Below are 26,638 nucleotides of genomic sequence, written 5' to 3' on the forward strand. Positions count from 1 at the left end.
CGGCCGAACAACTCGCCGGGCATTCCGTGTCCCTTCTTGCGGCAATCGATTAGTTCGCGATGCGTTTGAATCTGAACTTCTGACATGGTTGGCCTCTTGATGAGAACGTTTCGTAGCGCTGCGGCACTGGTATGGCGTTGAGTATTGGACCGTCAAAACGCACCGTCAACGCGCTTTATAAGCCGGTTCACATTCGTTTAAATCATGCGAAAATGGACGTGGGATCGGGCTTCCGAACCGCGTCTCAAGTACCGGTTCCCAAATGAGGGTTTCGCCTGAGAAAAAGAAGGTTCACCGCAAGCTCCGCCCCACTTCGTGCACCCGTCGACAGATGTGACAGCTGATGAAAACTACCAAAGCAACGAAAGGCTACCGTCGGATCGTTCCGTCGCTGACCGCCCTTGTCGAGTTTGAAGCGGTGGCTCGTCTCGGGAGTTTCACCTATGCGGCGAGCGAACTGGGTGTCACGCAGTCCGCGGTGAGTAGACAGGTCCGATTCCTTGAAGAGACGCTCGGCGTTCAGCTGTTTCACCGGCTGCACCGTTCGATTAGTCTGACAAGTGAAGGCGAAGCGCTGTACATGGTCGTCGCCGAGTCCATGCAAAAAATCGCCGGCGTGTTCGATCGTCTGGTGACGGGAACCGAACTGAGAGAACTGGTGCTGGTGTCAACGGCCGCCTTTTCGCAATTCCGGCTGTTGCCGCGGCTCGCGAAACTGAAGAAGCTGAATCCCCCCTTGCAGCTGCGGCTGTCAACTGACATGTTTACCGCGGACCTTCGGCATGTAGAAGTCGACGTCGCCGTGCGCTACGGCGATGGCAACTGGCCGGACGGAACCTCGACCTTGCTGTTCGACGTGGAAGTCTTCGCCGTCTGTTCGCCGGAGTTCCTGCGGGAATATGGCACGCCTCGGTCACTCGATGAACTGGCGAAATTGCCGCTCGTCGAGTCCGATGCCACGACCGAAGGCTGGATGGGCTGGAACGAATGGTTTCGCGCCGTCGGCTACCGGCCTGCCCGTCTCAACAAGGTGCTGCGATGCAGTCTCTACACCGATGCGATTCAAGCCGTCAGATATGGGCAGGGAATTGCGCTGGGGTGGAGCCGCCTCGTGGATGACCTGTTGCGCTCTGGAGAGCTGGTCCGGATGGACGTCGCGACGTTCCGGCCAAGCGATGCCTATTACGTCGTGGTTCCCCATGGCCGGACGATCACGCCGGTGATTACGCAGCTAATCGAGTGGCTGCGGGGCGATCCGGCGCCGCGCTGACTTCTCAGGCCGCACTCTTCTTCGGCGCGTTTTCCGACTCCGGCTCTTCGCATGATTCAAAGTCATGCGACCGTGAAAAGAAAGGCAGTTGACCGTACTCTCCGTCGTTTCGATACTTCAATTCGAGGACGACCGGAGTAAGGCCAGACCCACCTTCGACACCGCGCTCGCCTCACGATCACGTGCCTTGAATACTTCAGCTCGCTTCGACGAAGGCGCTGCACATCGTTTGAATTGCCTTCTGTCGTGAGCAACATCAGGAGATGAGCCATGTCGGTGGTTTCCACCATTCACGCGATAGCGGACGTAGAAACGGAAGGCGTCGAGCGGCTTCCGGCCGGCGTTCTGAATCGCTTGCGCGAATACCGGTTGCAACGAGTGCGGCAGCAACTTCGCTTGCAGCAGGTGCCCGCCATCATCATGTACGACCCCGTGAATATCCGGTATGCAACGGACACGTCGAACATGCAGATCTGGACGGGGCGCAATCCGACTCGTTATGTCGTCGTGTTCGCCGATGGACCGGTCGTCGCATTCGAGTTTCACAACTGCGAGCACGTCTGGAACGACGTGGCGGTCAAAGCGGAAATTCGTGGGGCCACCTGCTGGAACTACTTCAATGCAGGCCCGGAAGCGGCTAGCCGGGCACGGCAGTGGGCGCGCGAGATCGCCGGTCTGCTTCGCGAACACGCACCATCGGAAACCCGCATCGCCGTCGACCGGCTGGACCCCGAAGGCACGTATGCGTTGCGCGAGGAAGGTATCGAACTGATCGACGGTCAGGCCTTGATGGAACACGCACGCAAGATCAAATCGCCCGATGAAGTCACCGTCATGAAGGCGGCGATCGCTGTCTGTGAACAAGGCATCGAACGAATGCATGCAGCACTGCGGCCCGGCATGACGGAACAGGAACTGTGGGCCCACCTGCACTACGAAAACATTCGCCTTGGCGGCGAATGGATCGAGACACGCCTGCTGGCGTCGGGCGCGCGGACCAATCCCTGGATGCAGGAATGCAGTTCACGCGTGATGAAGCAAGGCGAACTCATGGCGTTCGACACTGACCTCGTCGGACCTTATGGCTACTGCGCCGATATTTCCCGCACGTGGACGGTCGGCCACGTGCGACCCACCGACAATCAGCGGCAACTCTATGCCGCCGCGTACGACCAGTTGCAAACGAATATGGCGCTCATCAAGCCCGGCATGACGTTCCGCGAGTTTTCCGAACGCAGTTGGGATATGCCTGAGAAATTCTTCCGGAATCGCTACAGCTGTCTTGCCCATGGCATCGGACTGGTCGACGAGTATCCCAACGTTGCCTATTTCAAGGACTGGTCCGGCGGAGGTTATGACGGCATGTTCGAAAGCGGCATGACGCTCTGCGTCGAGAGCTATATCGGCGAAGAAAACGGCCATGAAGGCGTGAAGCTCGAGCAACAGGTGCTGCTGACCGATTCCGGCTGCAAGCCTCTTTCGACATTCCGCTTCGAAACCGATTGGCTATAAGCGTCAGGCCGCGTGCAGGCTTGCCCAGGCGCGCTACCTGCATCACTTCCTGGTGATGGCCGCGCTCGCAACGGCCTTCTGCTACTTCGCGATGGCAAAGGGCACCGCCCTGCTTCCGTCGGGTATCGCCGGCGTGCTCGGAGGCTCGCCGGCCATCTTCACGTCGATCGCATCGACGCTGTTCCTGCGCAACGAGAAGATGAACCGCTCGATGGTCTGCGGCGTCGCATTGGGGATGGCGGGCATTCTGCTCATTGCACGACCATGGTCCGCCCTGAGCAGCGACGATCCTATCAGCCTCGCGGGCGTCGCCTGGATGATCGCGGGCGCGATCGTTTTTGGTCTGTCGTATATCTACGTCCGGCGCTTTCTCTCTCCAATCAACCTGGCCCCAGTGGTCATCGTGACATGGCAGATGGGCCTCGCATTGCTGATACTCTTTGTCCTGACCGACTTCCATGGCATGGGCCAGATACTGCAGGACTGGCGCGCCACCGCAGGCGTGGTGATTGGTTTGGGATTCCTGGGCACGGGCGCATCGTTCCTGCTTTACTACTTCCTGCTGCAGGAACTAGGCGCCGTCGCCGCCTCTGGGGCGGTCTATATCACACCCGTGATTGCGCTTCTGATAGGTTGGGCTGCGGGAGAACAGATCGGTCAAATGGAAATCGCGGCGATGTTTCTGATACTCGGCAGCATCGCAATACTCGAGATCGGGCGCCAGCGCGCGAGGCAAAGCGATGCGGTGCCCGTTCGCAGCGCCGTGACTCTTGAATGATCAGCGCGATAACTCTGCAACGAACTCAACAGGACATCCATGTACCAGCGACCTGAAGACCTCGAGCTATTCATCCGCGTTGCCCGCGATCTGTTTCAGGCAAAAACGCTGCCGGAAGCAGGCCGCCAGTTGGCCGCGAAGGTATTCCAGCGTCTCGATCAACCTTCCGACGACGGCAAGCGAAACAGCGCACGCTATCCCGCCTGTGACCTGCTCGCTTCGACGCTTGCGCCACTGCTCGATGACACATCCGGTCTCGGCGACGCCGCACGCGCTATCAGGATTCTCGAACCCGCCATCGGTTGGCAGCGGCGGACTACCGGACTGAATGGAAGCACGGACTATGTCGAGAAGCACGTGCATGGCATGATTTGCGGCCCCGGCGGGATGGAAAGCCGCTACGACGTCCAGCTAGGTTTTTCATTGCTCGCGCCACACACCCGGTACCCCGATCATCACCATCCGCCGGAAGAGGCTTACGTGTTGCTCACGGCAGGGGAATTCCGGCAACGTGACGGAGACTGGTTCGATCCGGGTATCGGCGGCGGCCTGCACAACACCCGCAATAGCATGCACGCAATGCGTTCGGGAACAACGCCGCTGCTCGCGCTGTGGTGTCTGCTGGTCTAACGGTGCCGAGGCGTCGGTTACCCGCATCCGCCGAGCTGAACATATCGGCCTGCTTCTGAAAGCAGCCATCGCTCGAACGCCTGCACCAGCGGCATATTCTGTTTGCACTCCGGATAGACGAGGTAATACCCCTTGTCGCTGCGCAAGGACAAATCGCACGGCACAATCAATTCACCCAGCTCCAATTCGTGCGACACGAAGAATCGCGGCACAAGCGCGATGCCAAGGCCGGCACGCGCCGCTTCCACCAGCATTGAAAATAGCTCGTAGCGCTGCCCTCTCATGCAGTCGGCGTCGTGGATGCCCGCCTGGGCGAGCCAGTTCCTCCACGCATCCGGCCGCGCCGACTGATGGAGCAACGTGTAGTTCGCGACTTCGTCCGGCTGCAGATCAGCCCGCCCTTTTAGTAACTGAGGGCTGCAAACAGGCGTCATTTCTTCGCCGAAAAGATACTTTGCACAGGATCCCGGCCAGACAGGATCGCCGAAATGGATCGCTGCGTCGAACGGCGTGTCGGTGAATAAAAAGGGTTCCGCCCGGGTCGTCAGGTTGACCGTCACCCTCTCGTGTTCCGCATAGAAGCGGGGAAGACGCGGTATCAACCAGCGGGTGGCGAACGTCGGTATCACAGCGATCTCGAGGACGCCACCGGCGTCCCGGTGAGCCATCGCGGCCAGCGTGTCGCGCTCCAGCCTTGCAAGGTTCTCGCGAACCTGCTTCGCATAGATCTGGCCAATCTCCGTCAGGCTGAGTCGTTTCTTGACGCGATTGAAAAGCGGCACGCCCAGATACTCCTCCAGACTCGCCACCTGTCGGCCGACAGCGCTCTGCGTCAAGGCCAGTTCGTCGGCGCTGCGCGTAAAGCTCAGATGCCGGGCCGCGGCCTCAAATGCAATTAATGCTTCGATACTGGGAATTCTTCGCCTCACGTTCCTTCCTCAAACGCACAACGTTGCGAGTTTATATCGTTTGCGGGCCCGCGACCCACGAAGCCACAATGAATTCCAACTTGCCGAGGGACGCACAACGCCGAACGCACCCACCCGTTCGATTGGCCTCCCATTGCAGAAAGCTTTTTCGCTTCGATTCGTCGTCGCCCTGTAACAGGGGCGATGTTCGTCAGCATCTTTCCAAACCTCACGAAGGATCAGGCCATGACTTCCGACTCGCTCCCCGCCAAGTTCAAACCTTATACCCGCCAGACGATCAGCCAGGCGCCGCAGTGGCAAAGCCTTCCCGAAGCGCTGCGGGAGGCCGTGCAGGTTGTATCGCGTGTCATGCCGTTTCGTACCAACCAGTATGTGATGGACGAACTGATCGATTGGACCAAGGTGCCCGACGATCCCATCTATCGCCTGACGTTCCCGCATCAGGACATGCTCTCGCCCACCGACTATGCGAAGCTGCGAGACCTGGTGCTCGTGAGAAAGGACGAGGCCGCGATCGAGGAAGCCGTTCGCGGCATTCGGCTGGCGATGAATCCGCACCCGGCCGGGCAGATGACACACAACGTGCCGTTCATGAACGGGCAGCCAGTGAGCGGCCTTCAGCACAAGTACAAGGAGACGGTGCTTTTCTTCCCGAGCGCCGGACAGACGTGCCACGCGTACTGTACGTTCTGTTTCCGCTGGCCGCAGTTCGTGGGCATGGACGATCTCAAGTTCGACGCTCGCGAATCGAGCGAGCTTGTGGCGTATCTCAAGCTGCATCCGGAGGTGACCGACGTTCTGATAACCGGTGGTGACCCGCTCATCATGAACACACGTTCGCTGGCCGGGTACATCGAACCGCTGCTGGTACCCGAGCTTTCGCACATCCAGAATATCCGCATCGGCACGAAGTCGGTCGCGTACTGGCCACAACGCTATGTGACCGACAAAGACTCCGACGACTTGCTGCGTCTGTTCGAAAAGGTCGTGGCGTCCGGCAAAAACCTCGCGATCATGGGCCACTACAATCATCCGGCGGAGCTGCGAACCGAGATCGCACAGCGCGCGGTCAAGCGGATCGTCTCGACAGGCGCCACCCTGCGCATGCAGGCACCGTTGATCCGGCACATCAACGAGGATCCGAAGGGGTGGGTGGAACTCTGGACGACGGGCGTGCGGCTTGGCGCCATTCCTTATTACATGTTCGTCGAACGCGATACCGGGCCCAGCCATTATTTTGAACTGCCCCTCGCCAAGGCATACGAAATCTTCCAGTCTGCTTATCAGCAGGTGTCAGGCCTCGCGCGTACGGTTCGTGGACCGTCGATGAGCGCGTTTCCCGGCAAGGTGGTCATCGACGGCATCGTCACGATTGCCGGCGAAAAGGTGTTTGCCCTGCAGTTCCTCCAGGCACGCAACCCGGACTGGGTGCGCCGCCCCTTCTATGCCAGGTTCGATCCGACCGCGACGTGGCTCCACGATCTCGTTCCCGCTTTCGGCGAAAAGAAATTTTTCTTCGAGAGCGATGACGACTCGCCGCATAAGACTGTCCATATCATGTCGCGGCACTCTGGCCGGCATGTTCCCGAGTCGACGGTCGAGATGCCCGTGGTAGCGGCCAGCGCGTAAACGATCACCAGCCGGCCCGTCTTCGAGGAGGGCCGGCGTTTCATAAACTTGTATTGAAAGGGACTGCAAATGACTTACGTGGTAACCGAAAGCTGCATCCGATGCCGCTATACCGACTGCGTCGAGGTCTGCCCTACCGACTGCTTCCGCCAAGGTCCAAACTTTCTGGTGATCGATCCGGATGAATGCATTGATTGCGGAGTTTGCGCACCGGAGTGCCCCGTCGACGCCATCGTGTCGTCTGAGGACATCGCCGAAGACCAGCTCGCGTTTGTTGAACTGAACGCCGCGCTTGCCAAACAGTGGCCCGCGATCGACGCCCGACAGGCGCCGCTTCCTGACGCCGACGAGTGGAAAGACGTTCAATCGAAGCTACGGTATCTACAGAAAGAACCTGTTACTTGCTAACCGTCGCGTGAGGTGCACGTGTTAGGATAACTTCGTCAGCAGTTCGCACCACTTCAGACGCCGTCGATGTTCCGTTACTCGTCAAACGAACGCTGAACCGTTAGCTTGTTTGCCACGGCCTGGACACCAGGGACACGATTCACGACGCTTTCCACTGTGCCGATCTGGTCCGGATCCCGCACTGTCCCACCCAGCGTGACCAGCCCGTTCCTGGCCACCACGCTGATATTGCCGGCGTCTATTTCTGCGTACTTTGCCAGCGCCTTATAGATGTTCCTTTTCAAGGCGCGATCTGCACGCCCCTCTGCTTGAACGATCTGTTTCCGGGAAGCAGGCTCGCCATGACCCGATGAGATTTCGCGACTCTCGCTGGTCTGGGACCACACGCTAATCGATACGGCAGAAGTTACGACAATTAGCAGCACTTTCGGCATCACGTGACTATTCATAAAAGTATCCATTCAATACAACAATCAGATCAGAAAGAGTGCCTTATCCCTATCATTGCCTCGGTCGTCGATACTCCCGGAGCAACAGGCGCACCATAGGCGATCCATTGGCTCATCGTCCCCTTGTTATCGACGTAGCCAACCTGCAGATATGCGGTGGTCCTCTTCGACAGGAAATAGTCCGCTCCAATTGAATATGCGCTGGAGTGATTGGCCGAGTTGTTGCGATCCCGCAGATAGTAATAACCGGAGGTCACCGAAAACCACGGGTTGAATTGATATCCAAGTCCGCCCGATATCATCTCGATATCGACATGTGCTGAATTTGATGGATTCTTTCCAACACTGTATGACGCAGAAACGGACGCCCCCAGGTATCGATACATGGCGCCAAGGTAGTAGAACCGGTTGTTGTTGAGACCCGTCGGTATGCTCGTAGACGTCGGGTTTGTGTCGTGACCGTTATAGTAAACAGCAGACACATTCAAACCAAAATTCGAATACCTGATGACAGCGGATTCACGAGAGCCGCCCTGGGCCTGACCCGCAACCCCACCCAACGCATACTCGAGCGCAAGCGATGCGCCATAGAATTTGGGGGATTGGTAAACAACCGCATTGCTGTCGAACAACGCGCCGATCGGCAGATTCGAGTTTGCTCCTGACCAGCCAGCCGCCTGATTCATCGACAGCCACGCGGTTAAGATGCTGCCAAAATATGCACCCGCCCGGACGTCCGTGTCCACCATCGCGTAAATCATTGGCGAATACTGTCGACCCGCGTTGACGGTACCAAATGGACCGGAGATCCCGACAGACGCGACCTGATTGAAGATTGCTGTCACCCCCGTCGTGTCGGATAACTGGAATTTGCCGTTGCCGCTATTAAAGGCACCTTGCAGTTTGACGTTGACATCGTATCCGCCGCCGATGTCCTCGATCACTCTCATTCCCCAAAAACTGGCATATAAACCTGCGTCCTTGTTCTGCCATATCGACCCGTTGTCAGGTGCCTTGGGTGAAAAAGATGAAGCCGAAGTGCTCTGATACAAAAGTCCGTTATCGATTGCGCCGTATAACGTAAGGGAGGATTGCGCATGCACAGCATTTGCGAAGACAGACAGCGCGGCTACACCACGCAGCTTGACACTCCACCTCATATCGTCTCCTGATCATAATTTAATTTTTCTAAATCATTTCCCAACTTCTCCTTTTACTTTCCTGTTTATTCTGCAGCTCTAACATTTTCGCTGGTGTTTTCCCGCTGCGATTCCAAGTCAAGCAGCCGCAACGCGTCGAACGAAGCGCGAACGCAAATCCGCAATTCTTTCAAGCGCCGCCTGTGCCGTTGCCTCGATTTCCCCAACGATCTCCGCGACAGACTTCACATCGTGTATGAGTTCAACCGCTGCGCCGGCATAGAGCGGACTTGCCTCCCAGTCCCCCTCCATGCCGTCCCACGCAGCCGCAATGTCATAGCGATAGAGTGGTTTCCCATCCGGAAAACTCGATATGCGCTCGCCTTCCCCTGGTCGTTGACCGTTAGCCGGACGCCCGGCCTCCTCCCATCTGGAGTACGTGGAATTGCGGATCACCTGATGGGGAGACTCCTGCCACCCTGCATCGAAGAGTTCGGTCTCTACAAGGTCCGTCGCCCGGGCTGCAACAACGCGCTCCTTGTAACCGCGATGGTTGGCCGACTCCTTGCTCGCGACAAAACGCGTTCCCATCCAGACTCCGCACGCGCCAAGCGCCATCGCGGCGATGAGGCCCCGCCCCTCTGCAATACCGCCCGCAGCCACCACGGGGACTCCCCTGGCAGCGTCAACGATGGACGGCAGGAGCGGCATCGCAGGCGCGCTTCCTACCAGATGACCGCCTGCCTCGCGCCCTTGGGCGACGATAAAGTCGACGCCCATATCCTTTGCCCGCGCTGCATCATCGGGGCTACCCACTGTCCAGAACACAAGCCCGCCGGCATCCTTGATGATCTGAACATAGGGCTCAATATCTCCCTGCCACAGGGAGAAGACGCGCACACCCGCGTCAATTGCAGCGGCAACTCTTGCGCTGATCAACGACCAAGGTCAGGTTTGCACCAAACCGGCCGTTCGTCGCTCGACTCATCTTTGCAAGCTCGTCGCCTACCGTCTCTTCCGGCATATGCATCAGCGCAGTAAAGCCGAAGCTGCCGCAACCGGCCATCGCTCCGAGAAACTCCGCGCTTGTGCCCCGCCCGAGAGGCGCCGCCAGGACCGGAACACGCAAATCAAGCGCCTGGGTCAATGCTGTTTCGAAAGACATATCCACCATTTCCCACGCTCGGATCGAGCGCTTATCGAGTTCAGGGATGCACCTCAACTCTTCGCGGGCACCTGCTCCTCAGATGCTACGAAGATCCTGCCATCCGTCACCGTGACCTCGTAGGTATCGATGTCCCCGTCTGCCGGCGCCGACAGCGCCTTTCCTGTGGTGACATCGAATTGCGCACCATGGAGCGGACATTCGACGACAGCGCCCTCGAGGAAACCATCCGAGAGATAGGCCAATGCGTGCGAACAGAGATCACTGGTCGCATACACCTGGCCGTCCACGTTAGAGAGCAGAATCCGCCTGGCTCCCAGGAAGACACATTTCATGTCGCCTGGCTTTAATTCCGTCACGCTACAAACATCCTGACCTTTGGGCATGCTTCACCTTTTTTCGTCTGATTCACCTGACATTTATTCCGATCTGCAGAGTCGACGGAGGTCAAATTAATGTGGCACCCGGTCTGCATTGACTTCAAGATAATCCCTTTCCCTGACCGGATAACCCCCCTCAATCTTGATAGACCTTCAGGCGAATCGGATAAATCATGTCCTCGCCTGGAGCACCCGGCCCCGGCATCCCACGATTATTCGAACAGGTTGGCGGTATCTGCATCCAGCGCGGATCGACGGGCCGAAAAGGGCGTTGCGCATCCGGCAGTGCGAACCCAAACCCTCTTCAAATCCGCACGAGCGACGCTCTGTCTCAGCGATTCAAATGCTTTGGTATCCCAATGACTGTCACGTGGGCCTAGCTCGATTGCCAGGTCGGAAAGCCAGCCGGGATCGCACCGTCACCACCTTGGATGGCGGGTAAGCCACCGTCATCAAGAAAGCGAGATTCGAACCGATCGGTTCAACTCAGTATTCGATTCAATACCAAACGATACAAGGTTCGTACATTGCTCGATTGACAGTACCGTACCGATCGGTTTAGCCTCTTTTCATCGTGCTGCCTTACTTCAGCAACCATTGAATAAATGAATATTCTGTTAGCGCGTTCGAAGACGACCACGTTTGGCAACCGCCCCTCGCCCGATGGAGCAGCGACTCCGTCCGACAAGGCGCGAGTTGTTCTTGCCGGCGCAAGAGCTGTCTTTCTGGCCAACGGTTTTAGCGCCGCGACGACCGACATGATCCAGCAAGCCGCCGGGGTATCGAAAGCGACTGTCTATTCGCACTATCCCAACAAGGAAGCTTTGTTCGTGGCGGTCGTCGAAGCCGAATGCGAGCTGTTTCTGAAAACTGTCCGTCAGCGCAGATTCCCTGGGAGAAGCCTTGAAGGCATTTTGAATGCGATAGCGCAGGCGTACCTGGAGATTGTGCTTTCGCGTGATGGATTGGCGTTGTATCGGGCAATCGTGTCCGAGGCCGAGAGATTTCCCGAGCTTGGAAGACGCTTCTATCTGGCGGGGCCGGGTGCCATGAATAATGCCGTCGCGGAAGCGTTGGAAGCCGCCGAGGCTAGCGGGGAACTCGACCTCGGTAGCGTCGGACGCGACTCCGCAGCCTCGCTCTTTGTGAATATGGTGCGTGGCGAAGCACAAATGCAAAGCCTGACGCACCCTGAATATCCAGCGTCTGCCGCCCAACGGGACCGATGGGCAAAAGATGCGGTCACGACGTTTCTGCGTGCTTTCCGGAAAAATGCCTCGAGCGGCTGACGCTGGGCGCATTCACTTGCAGAAAATCCGCGGACCGGAGAATCGATGTACATAGCAAGCGCCTGTTGCGTCGCTCCTGCGCAGTCGCGCATTAGCACTGGCGTTCCAGCATTGGAGTGACGTTCAACTGTGACTTGATGATTGAGGAAACGCATGGATCGGATGGCCAGTCTCACCTCCTTTGTCCGCGTCGTCGAGAGCGGCGGCTTTAGTGCAGCGGCGCGCCGCCTCGACTTGTCGACAACGACGATCAGCAACCAGGTCCAGGCGCTCGAAGACAGCCTCGGTGTGCGTCTGTTGAACCGCACCACCCGTCGTGTGGGTCTGACCGAGATCGGTCGCGAGTATTACGAGCGCTGCTCACAGATCCTGCAGCAACTAGCCGAGGCCGACGAGATTACCAGCGCGTTGCAGGTGACCCCGCGCGGCCGGCTGCGCCTGCGTTGCCACCAGGCGCTGGTGCGCTTCATCGCGCCGGTCGCTACCCGCTTCTCCGGCGATTACCCGGGCGTCTCGCTGGATTTGCAGACCGACACCATGATCGTCCCCCCCGACCCCGCGCGGGAGGGGTTCGACCTGGCGATCATGCCGGCATCACCGCCTGATTCGACCTTGGTCAGACGGACCCTGGCGAAATGGCACTATGTATTGTGCTGTGCACCGGCTTACCTCGAAACGCATGCGACGCCCCGCCACCCGGCAGATCTGGCCAACCACAACTGCCTGCTTTACGCCCATTCGATCTTCGGCAACGAGTTTCATTTCATCGATCCCGCCGACAATCCAACGAGCACGCGCGTCTCAGGCAACCTCGTTACCGCCAGCGTGACCATCATGCGCGCAGCTACCACTGCAGGACTCGGATTGTGGCTGTGCCCCCCGTTTCTCGTTTCTGATCTTCTGGCCTCTGGCGCGCTGGTGACGCTGCTTCCCGACTACCGCACACAGGAACTGGAGATCGTCGCGCTCTACCCCCATCGGCGGCAGGTGAGCACCAAGGTCCGGCTGCTCCTCGACATGCTGATCGAGCGGTTCACCGACGAGCGGCGCTGGCTTGATGCCTTACCCGATCGGTAAGACCGGAGTCCTCACTTTCCGTCCGCGCCACCATTCAGTCGAGCCGCCCAGCGACCCGCGGAAGATTGCCGGGCTCGGCTAACCACGCCAGCACACCGGCAAGCAGGAGCTGGGCCTCGACGGTCATGTGTGCGCTTGCTCGCGCCGCAGAAGGCTGGTGGTGTGCGCCCGCAGATCGAAATCGGGGTCGGCGGCCTGTTCCGGCGAGAGACGCGGGTCGGCGTGCAGCAGCCGGCGCGCGATCACGTGGTCGGTCTGCCGGTTAATCGACTCGACGCCGGTCAGGGTGCCGTCGCGGAAGCAGAACACCGAAAAACTGCGGCTCTCTGGGTCGCCGCGCAGCACCGCATGATCACGCCCAACCGTGTTGCCGGCGATCTGCAATTTCAAATCGGCCTGGTCGGTCCAGAACCATGGCACCTTGTCGTAGGGTATCGACTTGCCGACGATCGACGCAGCGACGGCGTGGCCCTGATCAACGGCATTCTGCACCGACTCGAGGCGGCAGCGGCCGCCCGCGAAGCGGCTGGGGAAGTTGGCGCAATCGCCGACCGCGAAGATCGTTGGATCGGCGGTCGCCAGATTCTGGTCGACGACGATGCCGTTGTCGATCGCCAGCCCCGCTGCCGCAGCGATTTCGGTATTTGGCAGGACGCCGACGCCAATCAATACGAGGTCGGCCGGGAGTCTACGGCCATCGATGGTCTCGATCCCGCTGACCCGCCCGCTGCCGAGAATACGGGCGACGCCGGTGCCGAGCAGCACCTCGGAGCCCCAGTCCCGATGCGCCCTCGCGTAGAAGCGAGATGTCTCCTCGGAGACGGCGCGCCCCATCGGGCGCTGTGTGACTTCGACGATGTGTACCCCCACCCCGGCCTGACGAGCGACGGCGGCAAATTCGAGGCCAATGAAGCCGGCGCCAATCACGACGGCGTCGCGTGCCTGCACGAGCCGCGAGCGCAAAGCGTCGGCATCAGCAAGCGTGCGCAGCGGCAAGACACCGTCAAGTTCGGCGCCCGGGACCCGCAAGGGGCGCACGCGCGCACCGGTTGCCAGGATCAATCGGTCGTAGGCAATCTTGCGGCCAGAGGCCAGCTCGACATGTCGCGCCTGCCGGTTGATCGCTATCGCGGTCTCGCCTGGTTCCAGCTCGATACGTTCGTTTTGATAGAACATCTCCGGTCGCAGCGAAAGGCCGTCGAGCCCGGTCTCGCCTGCAAGGTAGGATTTCGACAGCGGTGGTCGCTCGTAGGGGATGCAGGGCTCGTCTCCGATCAGCTGAATCCTGCCGTCGAACTCCGCCTTGCGCAGCGAGGCGGCCGCCTGGAAGCCGGCCTGGCCGGCGCCGACAATGACAACCTTCGAGTCCGGCATCATATCCGGGTGTCCATCAGGTGCACGCCGGGTCCACCGTTCCCCGCGGACGCTACCAATCGGGTCGAGAGGCGGCCGTTCGAACGGCGCTCACAGGCTGTGAATTCGAGCATCTCGTTTTCGCTCCATTTTGGGGTGCTGCCGGGACCACCGTCCGCGGCATAGACGAGGCAGGTGTCGCACATCGCCACCCAACTGCCCTCGCCTGCGATGCCGACGAAGCCGTCGATGGCCACGCGATACCCCCCTGGCGTCGAACGCCAGGGACGTGGCTCCGGCAAATCAGGCGAGGCGTCCCACATTTTCGCCAAGGGCGGCCGCTTCGGCGGAGGTGAGGACCGCGTTCCAGGTCCCAGTCGGAATGCCGCGCGCGGCGGCCTTGTCGCGCACGATGTTAAGCGGGTCGAGTCCTCGCTCCAGCCGCTTCAACTGCTCGCGCAAGATACGTCGCAACATGACGACACCGGTGTCCGAGGTGCCAAGGTTTTCAAGCGCATGCACGGCAGTCGTGCGCTGGCCCTCCTGCGCTTCGCGGTCGTCGGGCTTGCGCTGGCGCTCTTCATAGCTCCGCTCCAAAGCCGCGCCCGGCCGGACCACGTCGTCGCTGATGTCGGTCCCGGGGCGCCAGCCGGGCTTCGGCTGGCCGTCCTGCAACGGCCACGCGACCATGCTGATGCCGCGAACATGCTCGTTGTCTACCGGCACCACCCAGGACAGTTCGGTGGCGCGCGTTTTGCGAGCGCCGCTGTCGTAGACGGCGGGGACCAGGAAGGCGTTCGGCACGATACATTCGGCATGGCGAATGAAGTAATTGCCGTTCGGCAACTCTCGAACCATGTTGAAGCGCACCCCCAACGGCGTCTTTTCAAAATCGATCCTGGCCATGTCCCGCACCGTCGCGTCGTCCGCCAGGCCCTCGAGCATGTTATGCCCCTGGTTGCCACTGATCACCTGGTGCAACATGATGAGGTGCCAGGGATCGACGACATTCTCGTAATGCTGCAGCCAGTTGCAGTCCTTGACGTAACCGATCCCCTGGTCGCCCCAGAGCCGCATGCCGCGGAGTTCGACCTCGCCCACCACGTTCGGGTCGATGATGTCGTAGACCGGGAATACCGGCTCGGTGCCGGGCGGGCCCATGTAGACAAAGATGAGCCCACCGAATTCAAGCGTCGGATAGGCCGGCTGCCAGACATTCATCCGCTCGCGAAACTCCTCGCTCTCGCACGGCATGTCAAGGCAGCGGCCCTGGGTGTCGTAGAGCCAGCCGTGAAAGCAGCAGCGCAACCCCCTTTCCTCGACCCGCCCCCACTCGAGCGAAGTGCCGCGATGCGAGCAATGCGGCATCAACGCACCGACCTGCCCTGAACCGTCGCGGAACAGGACGATCTCTTCGCAGAGGAGCTTTTCCTTGCGCGGCCGGTCCGTTACCTCATCCGAGGTGCAGACAGGCTGCCAGTAGCGCCGCAGCAGCTCACCCATTGGGCTGCCCGGCTCGACGCTGGTAAGTTCGGAAGCAGCTGGTGGGGTTTGGTGTCCGTAGGCAGATTGCATCATGTTCCTCCAGGTAATGTCGTGGTTTTATCAAAGCAGGAGTGAAGATAATCCTCCACGGGGGGAGGTATAAACATGCCGCGGCGGGAAAGTCCGTCAGGCGCCGCGGGATAATCACAGCAACCCACACGGAGATATCCCTGAGCTCATGTCGGGAGCGCTGTATGGGCAGCACCAGGACTGTCGATTTCATGCCGCGGGTTTCTGCCGAACCGGCCAGTCGCGAATACGTCGCGAGATGTTCGCCGCTTCCTCAATCAGCTTGAACGCCGGACCGGGAGGATCGGTCGCGACACGGCGAATATGTACAAGCGAGGGTGTACTATCCGCGGCGCTGGTCACGAGCGACGCAGGGAATTGGAGGATGAAGTCTGGCTGAACCCCAAGCGGGCACAGCCGGATAAATTAAGGCAATTCACTCGAGGTGTGTGATTCACTGACATCGCCGAACTGCGAGATAACGGGTGTTGAACGAAACCGCCATCTCGTCATAGGTGCCGATCCCCTGATCTATGTCTACAGGCATTGACGCTGCTTGAGCTGCATACTTCGCGGCTGCTGTCGCGGCGGCATGAGGCCGTACCTGGTTCTGCATGTCATCGGGTGACCTGTACCCGTCGAACGCTGACATTCATCCTGCTTCCCTTCACGCCGCCAGCATGGATGAGGCTGAGTGCCAGTAGACCAAACGGGCAGCCATAACCGAAAGAACAAGAGCGCCATCGCCTTGGAGGGCTCCGCCAGCCGCCGCCCCGGTGACGAAATACGCACATCGCGGCAACGGTGAGGAACCCACCAGCCTGCTCAGAACTGATGACGCAAGCCGATTCGCACGTCAGCCTGCGTGGTGGTCGAAGAAGGCGTGAAGCTGTAACCGATCACCGCGTCCACACCTTCTGACGCCCGCAGCCAGTCACCCGAGATGTACACGTCTGTGCGCTTCGAAAGCAGGTAATGCAGGCCCGCCGAAAGCTGATTCCAGTGGTGGCCGTCGAAGTGCGTGTACTGGTAGCCGCCAGCCACGCTCATTTCCGGTGTCACCTGCCAGTTGGCGCCGCCCTCGCCAACCTGCATATGCTCGCTCTCGCCGAACGCCTTGATCTGGGTGTACGTGAAGGCGCCCATCAGCGTGACGTTGCCGAGCGCGTAGCTCGCGCCTACGCCGAAGGTCGCCTGCTTGTCCACCGGGAACGGCGTGTTCGCATACAGAGAGGTGACGGCGCCCGTTGCCGGATCTACGCTTACCGTCGGCTGCCCGAAGAACGTGCGCACCCCGATCATGGCGTAGGGGTCGAACGCGTAAATGCCCGACGGATTGTTCAGCTGGGTGTACGCGGTGCCCATCGCGAACGCGCCGTTCTGGTACTGCGCGCCAACGCTCCACGCGCTCCCGGTGTGAAAATCGCCGGGCTTGTTGCTGAACGAGTACATGCCGCCGAACTGGAATCCGCCGAATGTGGTCGACATGAACTTCACCGCATTCGGCAGATGATCGCCGTTCATACGATCGAAGTCGCCCTGGTTAATCGCATAGCCGCTCGCCCACGCCGTGACGTTGTAGAGGTAGACGAACTCCTGCGTCATGTCGGCCTGGTTGCCGAACGTAAGCGTTCCCCAATTGTTCTGGAGTCCGACATACGCGGCGCGGCCGAACAGTGAACCGCCGTTGGCGATCTGACCGTTGCCGAGATGGAAGCCGCTCTCCAGCTCGAACACCGCCTTCAGCCCGCCGCCGAGATCCTCGATGCCCCTGAGTCCCCAGCGGTTCGCCTGGGCAATGCCGTCGTCGAATTTCACTTGATACGAGCCGCCTGCGTTGCTCACGTACGTTACGCCTGCATCGATGATCCCGTACAGGGTGACGCTGCTTTGGGCATGGCCTGCGTTCGAGACAGCAGCCAATGCCAGCGCAACGCCGGTGAGTGACGCAACATTCATCTTTCTCATGATTTCGGATCTCTCCAGTCTCGCGGTACAGGTTGTCGGGGGCCGCGCCAACGGATCACGAAACCTGCGCGGTCGACAAAACGTACAAGTCCAAATAGCGGCCGACTTGCGCTGATACGACGCGAGATGGCGCCAGCGCGACATGCGCAACCCGCAAAAAGTCCCGTAAAACAGGCGCTATCCGTTACGTGGCGGGCTTCGCAAGGGGATCCGTCAGCACGATCATCGGCAATCCGACGTGGATCGTAGAAATTCCGCCGACCCCGCCACAGCGGCATTTTTATCGATTGAACATTCAATAAAAAATGCCTAGAGTGAAAACTTTAGTGGAGCGCCCTTAGTTACCATGCCCAAGATCGGAATGCGCGACGTGCGTCGCGCGCAACTCATTGACGCCACCCTGCAGTCGATTGATCAGTCCGGCCTCTCTGGCACGACGCTGGCGACCGTCGCGCAGTACGCGAACACCTCAACTGGCATCGTCAGCCATTACTTCGGCGGCAAGGACGGTCTGCTCGAAGCCACCATGCGCCACGTGTTGCACGACCTCTGGGAGGCCACCGTACGCCGGCGTCTCGCCGCGAAGGACGAGCCGCGTGCCCGCTTGCGCGCAATCGTCGCGGCCAATTTCGACGTCTCGCAGGTGAATGCGCCCGTCATGAAGACGTGGCTCGCGTTCTGGACCGAGAGCATGCATCAGCCCGCGCTGCGCCGACTGCAGCGCGTCAACACGCGTCGGCTCCATTCGAATCTCTGCGCGGAGTTCGAAAAGGTATTGCCGGCCGCAGCGGCACGGCGCGCCGCGAGCGGCCTCGCCGCGATGATCGACGGCCTCTGGCTGCGCGGCGCGCTCACGGGCGAGCCGTTCGACACGAGGGCCGCGCTGCGCGTCGCCAACGACTACATCGACCTGCTGCTCGAGGCGCGCGCCAAGCCGCGCGCGGGCAAGTCGGCCAAATAACCCGGCCCGGAGTTACTGCTATGCCTGTTTATCCCCTGGAGCGCCTCTTCATCGACGGCGCTTACACCGACGCCACCAGCGGCGAGACATTCGACACCTACGATCCCGCCACCAGCACCAGGCTCGCCACGGTGCAACAGGCAAGCGCCGCCGATATCGACCGCGCCGTGCAGTCTGCCCATGCCGGCCAGCGCGCCTGGGCGGCCATGACAGCGATGCAGCGCTCGCGCGTGATGCGGCGTGCGGTCGAACTGCTGCGCGCCAGCAACGACGTCCTCGCGGCGCTCGAAACACGTGACACGGGCAAGCCGATCGCCGAGACAAGCACCGTGGACATCGCCACGGGCGCCGACGTGATCGAGTACTACGCCGGTCTTGCGCCCGCACTCGAAGGCCAGCAGATTCCTCTGCGCGAGACGTCGTTCATCTACACACGGCGCGAACCGTTGGGCGTCACGGCGGGCATCGGCGCGTGGAACTATCCGCTACAGATTGCCTGCTGGAAATCGGCGCCCGCGCTCGCCGCCGGCAACGCGATGATCTTCAAGCCGAGCGAAATCACACCGCTTTCGGCCTCAAAACTCGCTGAAATCTATATCGAGGCAGGCGTGCCGCCTGGCGTGCTAAACGTGGTCCATGGCGACGGCCGCGTTGGCGCAATGCTGAGCATGCATCCCGGCATCGAAAAAATTTCGTTTACGGGTGGAGTCGAAACGGGCAAAAAAGTCATGGCGGCCGCGGGCGGTTCCACGCTGAAGGAAGTGACGATGGAACTGGGCGGCAAGTCGCCGCTGATCGTCTTCGAGGATGCCGATCTCGACCGCGCCGCCGATATCGCCGTAACGGCCAATTTTTTCAGTTCTGGTCAGGTGTGCACCAACGGCACGCGCGTGTTCGTCCATCAGTCCGTGATTGCCGAATTCGAGGCGCGCGTGCTCAAACGCGTCGCGCGTATCCGTGTGGGCAACCCCACCGATCCTGCCACCAACTTCGGGCCGCTCGTGAGCGCGGCACAACTTGACAAGGTGCTCGGCTATGTCGAGAGCGGCAAGCGCGAAGGCGCGCGGCTGCTAGCGGGCGGCGCTCGCCTCATTGAAGGCGGGTTCGCGCACGGCCAATACGTCCAGCCCACCGTGTTTTCCGGTTGCCGGGACGACATGCGGATCGTGCAGGAGGAGATTTTCGGCCCGGTGATGAGCATTCTTACGTTCGCCAACGAAGCCGAAGTGATCGCGCGCGCCAACGCATCGCTCTATGGCCTCGCTGCCGGGGTGGTGACCGAGAACCTCGCGCGCGCGCATCGGGTGATTCATCGACTCGAAGCGGGCATCTGCTGGATCAACACGTGGGGTGAATCGCCTGCGCAGATGCCCGTGGGCGGCTACAAGCAGTCCGGTGTCGGCCGCGAGAACGGCATGACGACACTTGAACACTACACGCGCATCAAATCGGTCCAGGTGGAGATGGGACCGTATCTGCCCGTCTACTGAGGGAGTCCTGCATGGCAGCGCAAGAGTACGACTACATCATCATCGGCGCAGGATCGGCGGGCAATGTGCTCGCGACGCGCCTCACCGAGGATCCCGACGTCACGGTGCTGCTGCTCGAAGCTGGCGGCCCCGATTACCGCTTCGATTTCCGCACGCAGATGCCCGCGGCGCTCGCCTACCCATTGCAGGGCCGCCGCTATAACTGGGCGTACGAAACCGATCCCGAGCCGCACATGAACAACCGGCGGATGGAATGCGGACGCGGCAAGGGCCTCGGCGGTTCTTCGCTGATCAACGGCATGTGCTATATCCGCGGCAATGCGCTCGATTACGACGGCTGGGCGCAACGCCAAGGCCTCGAGCAATGGAGCTATCCGGACTGCCTGCCTTATTTTCGCAAAGCCGAAACGCGAGATGTCGGCCCGAACGACTATCACGGCGGCGATGGTCCGGTTCATGTGACCACGAGCAAGCCCGGCGTCAATCCGCTCTTCGAGGCAATGATCGAGGCGGGCGTGCAGGCAGGTTATCCGCGCACCGACGACCTCAACGGGTATCGCCAGGAGGGCTTCGGCCCGATGGACCGCACCGTGACGGCCAAAGGCCGACGCGCGAGCACCGCGCGCGGCTATCTGGACCAGGCGAAACATCGACCGAACCTCGATATCGTGACGCATGCCGTCACCGACCGCATCCTGTTCAGTGGCAAGCGTGCGCACGGCGTCGTCTTTCTGGACGGACCCGCGCAGGTGACGCGTTATGTGCGCCGCGAAGTGCTCCTTTGTGCGGGGGCCATCGCCTCACCGCAGATCCTGCACCGCTCGGGCGTCGGCCCCGGAGCATGGCTGCGCGAACTCGACATCCCGATCGTGCTCGATTTGCCCGGCGTCGGGCAGAATCTCCAGGATCACCTGGAAATGTACATGCAGTATGAGTGCAAGGAGCCCGTCTCGCTCTACCCTGCGCTCCTCATGCGGAATCAGCCTGCCATCGGCATCGAGTGGATGCTGCGCGGCACCGGCATCGGCGCAAGCAATCATTTTGAGGCAGGCGGTTTCATCCGCACACGCGACGACGACCCGTGGCCGAACATCCAGTACCACTTTCTGCCCGTCGCGATCAATTACAACGGCAGCAACGCGATCAAGATGCACGGCTTCCAGGCGCACGTCGGCTCCATGCGCTCGCCAAGTCGCGGACGCGTGAAGCTGCGCTCGCGTGACCCGCGCGAGCATCCGTCGATCCTTTTCAACTACATGGCCGAAGCGCTCGATTGGCGCGAGTTCCGCGACGCGATCCGCATCACGCGCGAGATAATCCATCAACCCGCGCTCGATCGCTTCCGGGGCCGCGAGCTAAGTCCCGGCGCGGGACTCAAAACCGACGCGGAGATCGACGCATTCGTGCGCAGTCGCGCGGAAACCGCTTTTCACCCGTCCTGTTCGTGCGCGATGGGCTTTGACGCCATGGCCGTGGTGGATGCCGAGGGCCGCGTGCACGGGCTCGACGGCCTGCGCGTGGTGGACGCGTCGATCATGCCGCGCATCACCACCGGCAACCTCAACGCGCCGACAATCATGCTCGCGGAGAAGATCGCAGACCGAATTCGTGGACGCGAGCCTCTTGTGCGATCCACGGCGCCGTACTATGTGGCCGATGGCGCGCCCGCGCGAGGAGCGAATCTGCGTGTCGGAGCAGCGCCGGGCAATGTCGCGTCAAGTGCAGGCAAAGGGCGTGCGCCTCGCGTGACACTTTAAACGCGCAGACAGTCCATTTATATGGGCCAGCGTCGAAACGCGATGATCCGCGCGACGATCCTGGCCTCTTTGTTTGGGCGGTCCTGAATGATGCGTCTTTGCCCGGCGTTGGCGTCACGTGCCGGGAGCGGATCGCGCGAGAGCGGCGAGAGAAGAAGGAAAAACCAGGTCGTAGAAAACCTTCCGCTTCCTGAGGAGCTGATGAGTTGTGACCAGCGCCGCACAGCCCCCCGCGTGCGTCGCGTCACTGAGCGCTCCCTTGGGCCAGTTCTGATCGAGTTCGCCATCTGTCTTCATGTCGCCGATGACGTGCTCAATCGCCGCGCGGTGTCTGATCATCGCGCGTAATCCGCGCTCGATGCTCCACGGCGCGTACGGATTTCCCGGCGTCGAACGCATGCCAACGACCGGGCCTTTCCTGGCGTCGTCGCGATCGATACTTGCACCGAGAACTCACACCGCGTGCGCGCCTTACCCTTGGGGTTGCCCAAAGGTAAATACCTGGCAGTATGTATTCAACCCGTTGCCAGACGACTACCTGCGTGATTCCGCCAACACTGAAGCAAATCAGACCAAGCCCGCCAGCCGGTGGGACACGGCAATCGCCAGCCCCCCCGCAACCAGTGCCCCATAAGGCGCGAGATTCAGCCATCTTCTGCGCGCCGGCACGCTGACTTCCATGTCGAGGGCACTGCCTGCGGGAAAACGCCCGCGGTCCTGCCAATAGTGACGGAAAACGAACACCGGCACGATGAGCAACATGGCAATAAGACCATTGCGCAAGGTCCCCTCGCCTTGCAGATCCGCGCCAGCACCGACGAACACGAGGTTCGCGTAGCCGCACAGCGCACCCAGCGCAAGCAGCCAGGTCGGACAGCGGAACGGGCGCGCCCACGCACCACGGTCCATGCGATGAATCCAGCCAGACTGCAGGTTGAGGAACACGAACAGCATGTAGCAGACGTTCGAGATCGATAGCACCGTCATATAGTCCGACATCGCCAGCAGGACGAGGTTGAAGCCGAGATCGGTCCACATCGCCGCAGTCGGCGCGCCATGCTCGTTCACACGGGAAAGGTAGCGCGGCAGCCAGCCGTCCACGGAAGCCTGATAGAGGGTGCGCGACGATCCCATCATCGATGTCATCACGATCAGCAGAATCGAGAGCATCAGCATGACCACGACGGCATTGCCCACCCAGGCGCCACCGCCCACCATCGTGGCCATTGCGGTGCCCACACCCGTGCCGTCGCCGATGCGCGGATCGAGCATGATCGGCATCCCCAAAGCGCCCTGGAACGCGAGCGGCACGAGGGTCATCACGACGAGGCACAGCGCGCCCGACCAGAAAATCGCCCTTGCCGTGTCGCGCCGTGGATCGCGGAACTCGCGCGTATAGCAGACCGCGGTTTCGAAGCCATACGATGCCCATCCTGCCATGAACATCGCTCCCAGCGCCATGACCACGCCTTGGCCGTTCCATGCGCCGAAGTGTGATGCAGTGAGATTGCCCTGCGCGTCGCGCCCAAGCGGAAGCAGCGGAAAGAGATGCTCCGCAGGCACGTCGCCCGTAATGAACGGAACGAGGCCGACGATCAAAAGGGGCGTGAGCGAAGCGATGCCGAGAATCTTTTGCGTTTTCGCAGCCTTCGACGCGCCGCTATGCTGAAGCCAAAAGGTGACGAGCAGAAAAGCCGCGGCGATCAGGAACGTGGCGTTGATGCGAAGGGTGAGGCCCGGTTTGATGAAGTTGAGGCTGACAAGCGTCAAGTGCCACTGGATGACGGCGGCGTCAGGCGAAAACAGTGTGGCGAGCGCGTAGTTTGCTGCCAGACCACAGCCGAGTGCGAGCATCGGCGACCACGCGAGCCAGTTGCACCATACGGAGACAGGGGCGATCATCTTGCCGTAGCGGACCCAGCCGATCGCACCATAGACCGAAGCGCCGCCTGACTTGTGCGGAAAGAGTCCTGAAATCTCGGCGTAAGTCGCGCTTTGCACGAGGCCCATCGTGATCGATGCGATCCAGATGGCCCATGCCGGTTGCCCGATGGTCGCGCAAACGCCACCGATCGTGAACAGCACGCCAGCCGGCACGCCGCTCGTCACCCAGAACGCATCTTTCCAGGTGAGCGCGCGCTGCAGCCCGCTGCCGTGACCGACGCGTGCGGCGCCCTCCTCGGTGCCGCTCGTACCGATTCCCGCCTGCTCCATCTGCCCCTCCTGTTTTGAACGCTAATCATCCAAAATTGCCGCGCCAATAGGGATGTTCGCGAGCGTCGCACTCTCGCCTGTCATTGCCCGGCACAGATCGTTCGGCGGCGGCCAACGGCACCGACCAAGCTATGTCAATGCACACCCAGCGAGGCGCGCACGGCAGGCAGGCCCGGCTTGCCGTCCAGCGTCGTGACGCCTGCAAGCCAGTTGTCGAGCACCTGCGGGTTGCTCCTGAGCCAGTCGGCGGCCGCCTTGTTGGGGTCCTGGTTGTTGGCAATCGGCACCATCAGATGGTTCTCGATGGCCGTTGTGAACTGAAGGTTGGAGACGAACTTCGCGACGTTCGGGCAGCGTGCAGCATAGTCTGGCGGTTCCGCCGTCAGCACCCGCGCCTCGCCGTAATTGGGGCCGAACACATCATCGCCGCCTGCCAGGTAGTCGATCTTCATTTGAACGTTCATCGGATGCGGCTCCCAGCCAAGAAACACGATCCACTGCTTTTCGCGAATCGCCCGGTTGACTTGTACAAGCATCCCGGCCTCGCTGGATTCGACGAGCTTGAATTTGCCCAGACCGTACTGGTTGGCGCCGATCATTTTCTGGATCAGCGCGTTGCCGTCGTTGCCAGGCTCGATGCCGTAAATGCGACCTTGCAGTTTGTCGGCGTATTTCACAATGTCCTGGAACGATTTCAGGCCGCCCTGGTAGACGTAGTCTGGAACCGCGAGCGTATATTTGGCTCCCGTGAGATTCGGCGTTGCCAGGACCTTGATTGAGCCCGCTTTCGTGAACGGCGCGATGATCGGGTCCATCGTCGGCGACCAGTAGCCGAGGAACACGTCTATCTGCTTGCTCTTGAGGCCCGCGAACGTGATCGGCACGGAAGCGATCGTTTTGGTCGGCGTATAGCCGAGGGCTCCGAGGATGGTCGACGCGATGCCGGTGGTCGCCGCGATATCGGTCCAGCCGACGTCGGCGAACCGCACGTCCTTGCACTGGGCAGGATCGGCTCCGTACGCACTGGCGCAAAGGATGGCGGCGCACGCGAGCGCGCCTGTCTGCAGCAGGGGGAATCGGTACATCGTTGTCTCCTCGGGCATTAAACAGCGTCGATGGTCAGGTCCATGAAAATCGCCTCGAACGTAGCGGAAGGTGCGCGGCTAGTCAGATTCGTATGTTGACGGGCCGATGCGTGCATCCCAAGACACATGGTTGCCCGGAAAAAAGCGGACTAACGTAGCAATTGCGACGGGCAATTGCGCAGAAACGACAACCGATTCCGAAGATCCATGTCAGGTATGGATTTAAGTTAATTGAATGATCAATTTACAGACGTGTAAGGTGCATCCCGGCATGATGCGGGCATGGATTCGACTTTGGTGCATCACGTTAGTACGCCATTACTCAGGCATGGCGGAGACGACGTTGATCTGCTTGCGATCGAGGATGCCGCGCAATGGCTCGCAATCGAGCCTTCCGCGGACGTACGCCTGGTCGCCACGTTGGCAACGCGCTTCCAGACGGGCATGCTGCTCCGGCGCGATCAGCAGTAAGCCGCCCGCTCGCGCCTCGCGCATGTGGCGATTCGATGTCGAACGTGACTTCGCTCTGACGGATTCCCGGCGGACCGCGCTACCGATGCGTGAGCGTGTCGCGCCCATCGGGTTCGCCTGTGATTGTCTTCTTTCGACACTGCGACGATTCGTGGTGCGTGTATCCGCCACCCGTCATCCAGCCGACCGTGGAGGCAGGCCGGAAAGCGGCGTCGCTGATCTGCCTCAGGCAGAATCCGTCCGCGGAGATCCTGCCGATGTCATACGGTCGGGTTGAGCTGCAAGAGATTCTTGACACGCGGAAATTCGACTTGCCGAGCTTAGTACAATCGCCGGGCTGGATGCATCAGATGGATACTGAGGAACGTCCAGCCGAGTCGGACACTTATGGCATCTCGTCGTAGGTCTATCGCGAACGTGCGCCGTTTCATCCGGGACATCTCCACGATTTCCTCAATCGGACGTGGCGCAACGGACGTCTGCTTCGCTGCAAAGGCTACATCTGGATGGCCAACCGTTACCTCGATACCGGCATGCTTGTCCAAAGCGCTGGCAAATTCAAACGGGGTATGTCGGGTACATGGTGAAGATTCATGCTCCCTTCTGCCTGGCCACGAGACGATTATCGTCGGCGAGGCATCCGGGAGAAATGGGACGAGCACGCAGGAGACTGCCGGCAGGAAATCGTATTCATCGGACAGGCCATCGATTGCGACATGCTCAAGGAGCAACTTGATTCATGTTTCCTGAGCGTTGAAGAAATCGAGGCAGGACCCGACAGTTGGGACAATCTCCCCGGAGCATCCGCATTTGAGGTAGAAGTCGCAACCAAGCCGGAAGTCACGTCAGCATTGCGAGGCTCGCATGAATCCTCGGGGATCACCTCCACGGCGATCATGCCCATCGCGAACAGGACCATCCACGGCATCGAGGCCCTCAGGATTACCGATCGATCACGATCATGATCGGCAAGCGACCGAATCAGCGTCGTATGTCGCCAGTCGCGTTTGGGCGTCGCTCGCCAGGCAGCGGCTCGTTTCTTTCTTTGCCTCATGCGGCGGCTCCGGTTTTTCTGGACACAGAGTTGGGGTAAAACGTGTGATCCAAACTGGAGTAGTTGATGTTGAAGA

General features: G+C 60.6%; 24 protein-coding genes and 2 pseudogenes. 13 read left to right on the forward strand and 13 right to left on the reverse strand.

All coding sequences use genetic code 11. The features are described from left to right. Positions 1-343: 343 nt before the first annotated feature. The 4 genes from EVC45_RS38680 (at position 344) to EVC45_RS38695 (ending at position 4,190) form a co-directional block, all read left to right on the forward strand. Complete coding sequence (locus EVC45_RS38680; protein WP_129963389.1) at positions 344-1,270, forward strand: LysR substrate-binding domain-containing protein; 927 nt, start codon at positions 344-346, stop codon at positions 1,268-1,270. Positions 1,271-1,540: 270 nt separating this feature from the next. Beyond that, entirely contained in the window at positions 1,541-2,782 is a 1,242-nt protein-coding gene (locus EVC45_RS38685) for a Xaa-Pro peptidase family protein (protein WP_129963390.1), read from the forward strand. Positions 2,783-2,837: 55 nt separating this feature from the next. Continuing rightward, positions 2,838-3,560: a DMT family transporter gene (locus EVC45_RS38690; RefSeq protein ID WP_129963391.1), complete on the forward strand. Its 723-nt coding sequence runs from the start codon at positions 2,838-2,840 to the stop codon at positions 3,558-3,560. A 39-nt stretch (positions 3,561-3,599) separates the two neighbouring features. Continuing rightward, a complete protein-coding gene (locus tag EVC45_RS38695; RefSeq protein WP_129963392.1) occupies positions 3,600-4,190 on the forward strand; it encodes a dimethylsulfonioproprionate lyase family protein in 591 nt (196 codons plus the stop codon). 17 nt (positions 4,191-4,207) lie between these two features. Here EVC45_RS38695 and gcvA read toward each other — a convergent pair whose 3' ends face one another. After that, the gene (gene gcvA / locus EVC45_RS38700; protein ID WP_129963393.1) at positions 4,208-5,119 is read right to left on the reverse strand and encodes a transcriptional regulator GcvA; all 912 of its coding nucleotides are present in this window, start codon (positions 5,117-5,119) and stop codon (positions 4,208-4,210) included. Positions 5,120-5,344: 225 nt separating this feature from the next. Here gcvA and EVC45_RS38705 point away from each other — a divergent pair, with 225 nt between their 5' ends. Continuing rightward, positions 5,345-6,748: a KamA family radical SAM protein gene (locus EVC45_RS38705; protein WP_129963394.1), complete on the forward strand. Its 1,404-nt coding sequence runs from the start codon at positions 5,345-5,347 to the stop codon at positions 6,746-6,748. A 69-nt stretch (positions 6,749-6,817) separates the two neighbouring features. Next, on the forward strand, positions 6,818-7,156 hold the full coding sequence (gene fdxA / locus EVC45_RS38710) for a ferredoxin FdxA (protein ID WP_129963395.1): 339 nt from the start codon (positions 6,818-6,820) through the stop codon (positions 7,154-7,156). A gap of 74 nt (positions 7,157-7,230) precedes the next feature. Here the strand turns inward: fdxA and EVC45_RS38715 are convergent, their stop codons facing one another. The 5 genes from EVC45_RS38715 to EVC45_RS38735 all read right to left on the reverse strand — a co-directional run bounded on the left by EVC45_RS38715 (position 7,231) and on the right by EVC45_RS38735 (position 10,295). Then, complete coding sequence (locus tag EVC45_RS38715) at positions 7,231-7,605, reverse strand: BON domain-containing protein (RefSeq protein ID WP_248295429.1); 375 nt, start codon at positions 7,603-7,605, stop codon at positions 7,231-7,233. A gap of 29 nt (positions 7,606-7,634) precedes the next feature. After that, positions 7,635-8,765, reverse strand: coding sequence for a porin (locus tag EVC45_RS38720; RefSeq protein ID WP_129963396.1), 1,131 nt, complete (start codon positions 8,763-8,765; stop codon positions 7,635-7,637). A 117-nt stretch (positions 8,766-8,882) separates the two neighbouring features. Next, complete coding sequence (locus tag EVC45_RS38725; protein ID WP_168991619.1) at positions 8,883-9,644, reverse strand: nitronate monooxygenase family protein; 762 nt, start codon at positions 9,642-9,644, stop codon at positions 8,883-8,885. Positions 9,645-9,651: 7 nt separating this feature from the next. Then, the gene (locus tag EVC45_RS38730) at positions 9,652-9,909 is read right to left on the reverse strand and encodes a hypothetical protein (RefSeq protein ID WP_129963398.1); all 258 of its coding nucleotides are present in this window, start codon (positions 9,907-9,909) and stop codon (positions 9,652-9,654) included. A 53-nt stretch (positions 9,910-9,962) separates the two neighbouring features. Continuing rightward, on the reverse strand, positions 9,963-10,295 hold the full coding sequence (locus EVC45_RS38735) for a non-heme iron oxygenase ferredoxin subunit (protein WP_129963399.1): 333 nt from the start codon (positions 10,293-10,295) through the stop codon (positions 9,963-9,965). 599 nt (positions 10,296-10,894) lie between these two features. Here EVC45_RS38735 and EVC45_RS38740 point away from each other — a divergent pair. Together EVC45_RS38740 and EVC45_RS38745 are read left to right on the forward strand one after the other, a co-directional pair. Beyond that, positions 10,895-11,578, forward strand: a complete 684-nt coding sequence (locus EVC45_RS38740) for a TetR/AcrR family transcriptional regulator (RefSeq protein ID WP_129963400.1) — start codon at positions 10,895-10,897, stop codon at positions 11,576-11,578. Positions 11,579-11,731: 153 nt separating this feature from the next. Beyond that, positions 11,732-12,655, forward strand: coding sequence for a LysR family transcriptional regulator (locus EVC45_RS38745; protein ID WP_129963401.1), 924 nt, complete (start codon positions 11,732-11,734; stop codon positions 12,653-12,655). A gap of 123 nt (positions 12,656-12,778) precedes the next feature. Here the strand turns inward: EVC45_RS38745 and EVC45_RS38750 are convergent, their stop codons facing one another. The 4 genes from EVC45_RS38750 to EVC45_RS38765 form a co-directional block, all read right to left on the reverse strand. Continuing rightward, positions 12,779-14,032 carry an NAD(P)/FAD-dependent oxidoreductase gene (locus EVC45_RS38750; RefSeq protein WP_211193548.1) on the reverse strand — a complete coding sequence of 418 codons (1,254 nt, stop codon included), beginning with the start codon at positions 14,030-14,032 and terminating at the stop codon, positions 12,779-12,781. Further along, positions 14,029-14,265: a hypothetical protein gene (locus EVC45_RS38755; RefSeq protein WP_129963402.1), complete on the reverse strand. Its 237-nt coding sequence runs from the start codon at positions 14,263-14,265 to the stop codon at positions 14,029-14,031. The genes EVC45_RS38750 and EVC45_RS38755 overlap by 4 nt, the downstream gene beginning before the upstream one ends. A 46-nt stretch (positions 14,266-14,311) precedes the next feature. Then, positions 14,312-15,511 carry a Rieske 2Fe-2S domain-containing protein gene (locus EVC45_RS38760; protein WP_168991620.1) on the reverse strand — a complete coding sequence of 400 codons (1,200 nt, stop codon included), beginning with the start codon at positions 15,509-15,511 and terminating at the stop codon, positions 14,312-14,314. 876 nt (positions 15,512-16,387) lie between these two features. Beyond that, on the reverse strand, positions 16,388-17,530 hold the full coding sequence (locus EVC45_RS38765; RefSeq protein ID WP_129963404.1) for a porin: 1,143 nt from the start codon (positions 17,528-17,530) through the stop codon (positions 16,388-16,390). A gap of 346 nt (positions 17,531-17,876) precedes the next feature. On the opposite strand from EVC45_RS38765, the gene betI reads away from it, so the two are divergent. From betI to betA, 3 genes are read left to right on the forward strand one after another with little or no spacing between them, the layout of a single operon-like run. Next, complete coding sequence (gene betI / locus EVC45_RS38770; RefSeq protein ID WP_129963405.1) at positions 17,877-18,491, forward strand: transcriptional regulator BetI; 615 nt, start codon at positions 17,877-17,879, stop codon at positions 18,489-18,491. Positions 18,492-18,511: 20 nt separating this feature from the next. Then, complete coding sequence (betB, locus tag EVC45_RS38775; RefSeq protein WP_129963406.1) at positions 18,512-19,981, forward strand: betaine-aldehyde dehydrogenase; 1,470 nt, start codon at positions 18,512-18,514, stop codon at positions 19,979-19,981. An 11-nt stretch (positions 19,982-19,992) separates the two neighbouring features. Beyond that, complete coding sequence (gene betA, locus EVC45_RS38780; RefSeq protein WP_168991621.1) at positions 19,993-21,738, forward strand: choline dehydrogenase; 1,746 nt, start codon at positions 19,993-19,995, stop codon at positions 21,736-21,738. Between the two features lie 205 nt (positions 21,739-21,943). Here the strand turns inward: betA and EVC45_RS47180 are convergent. From EVC45_RS47180 to EVC45_RS38795, 3 genes and pseudogenes are all read right to left on the reverse strand, one after another. After that, a pseudogene (locus EVC45_RS47180) lies at positions 21,944-22,217 on the reverse strand (IS5/IS1182 family transposase); the annotation flags it as partial. A gap of 88 nt (positions 22,218-22,305) precedes the next feature. Then, entirely contained in the window at positions 22,306-23,952 is a 1,647-nt protein-coding gene (locus EVC45_RS38790; protein ID WP_129963408.1) for an APC family permease, read from the reverse strand. Positions 23,953-24,086: 134 nt separating this feature from the next. Next, complete coding sequence (locus tag EVC45_RS38795; RefSeq protein WP_129963409.1) at positions 24,087-25,037, reverse strand: choline ABC transporter substrate-binding protein; 951 nt, start codon at positions 25,035-25,037, stop codon at positions 24,087-24,089. A 282-nt stretch (positions 25,038-25,319) separates the two neighbouring features. Between EVC45_RS38795 and EVC45_RS38800 the strand changes: the two genes are divergently transcribed. Then, positions 25,320-25,508: a hypothetical protein gene (locus EVC45_RS38800; RefSeq protein ID WP_129963410.1), complete on the forward strand. Its 189-nt coding sequence runs from the start codon at positions 25,320-25,322 to the stop codon at positions 25,506-25,508. Between the two features lie 416 nt (positions 25,509-25,924). Next, positions 25,925-26,473 (forward strand): annotated as a pseudogene (locus tag EVC45_RS38805) (GTP-binding protein); the annotation flags it as partial. Between the last annotated feature and the right edge of the window lie 165 nt (positions 26,474-26,638).

The sequence above is a fragment of the Paraburkholderia sp. UYCP14C genome, assembly GCF_004197395.1.
Classification (GTDB): domain Bacteria; phylum Pseudomonadota; class Gammaproteobacteria; order Burkholderiales; family Burkholderiaceae; genus Paraburkholderia.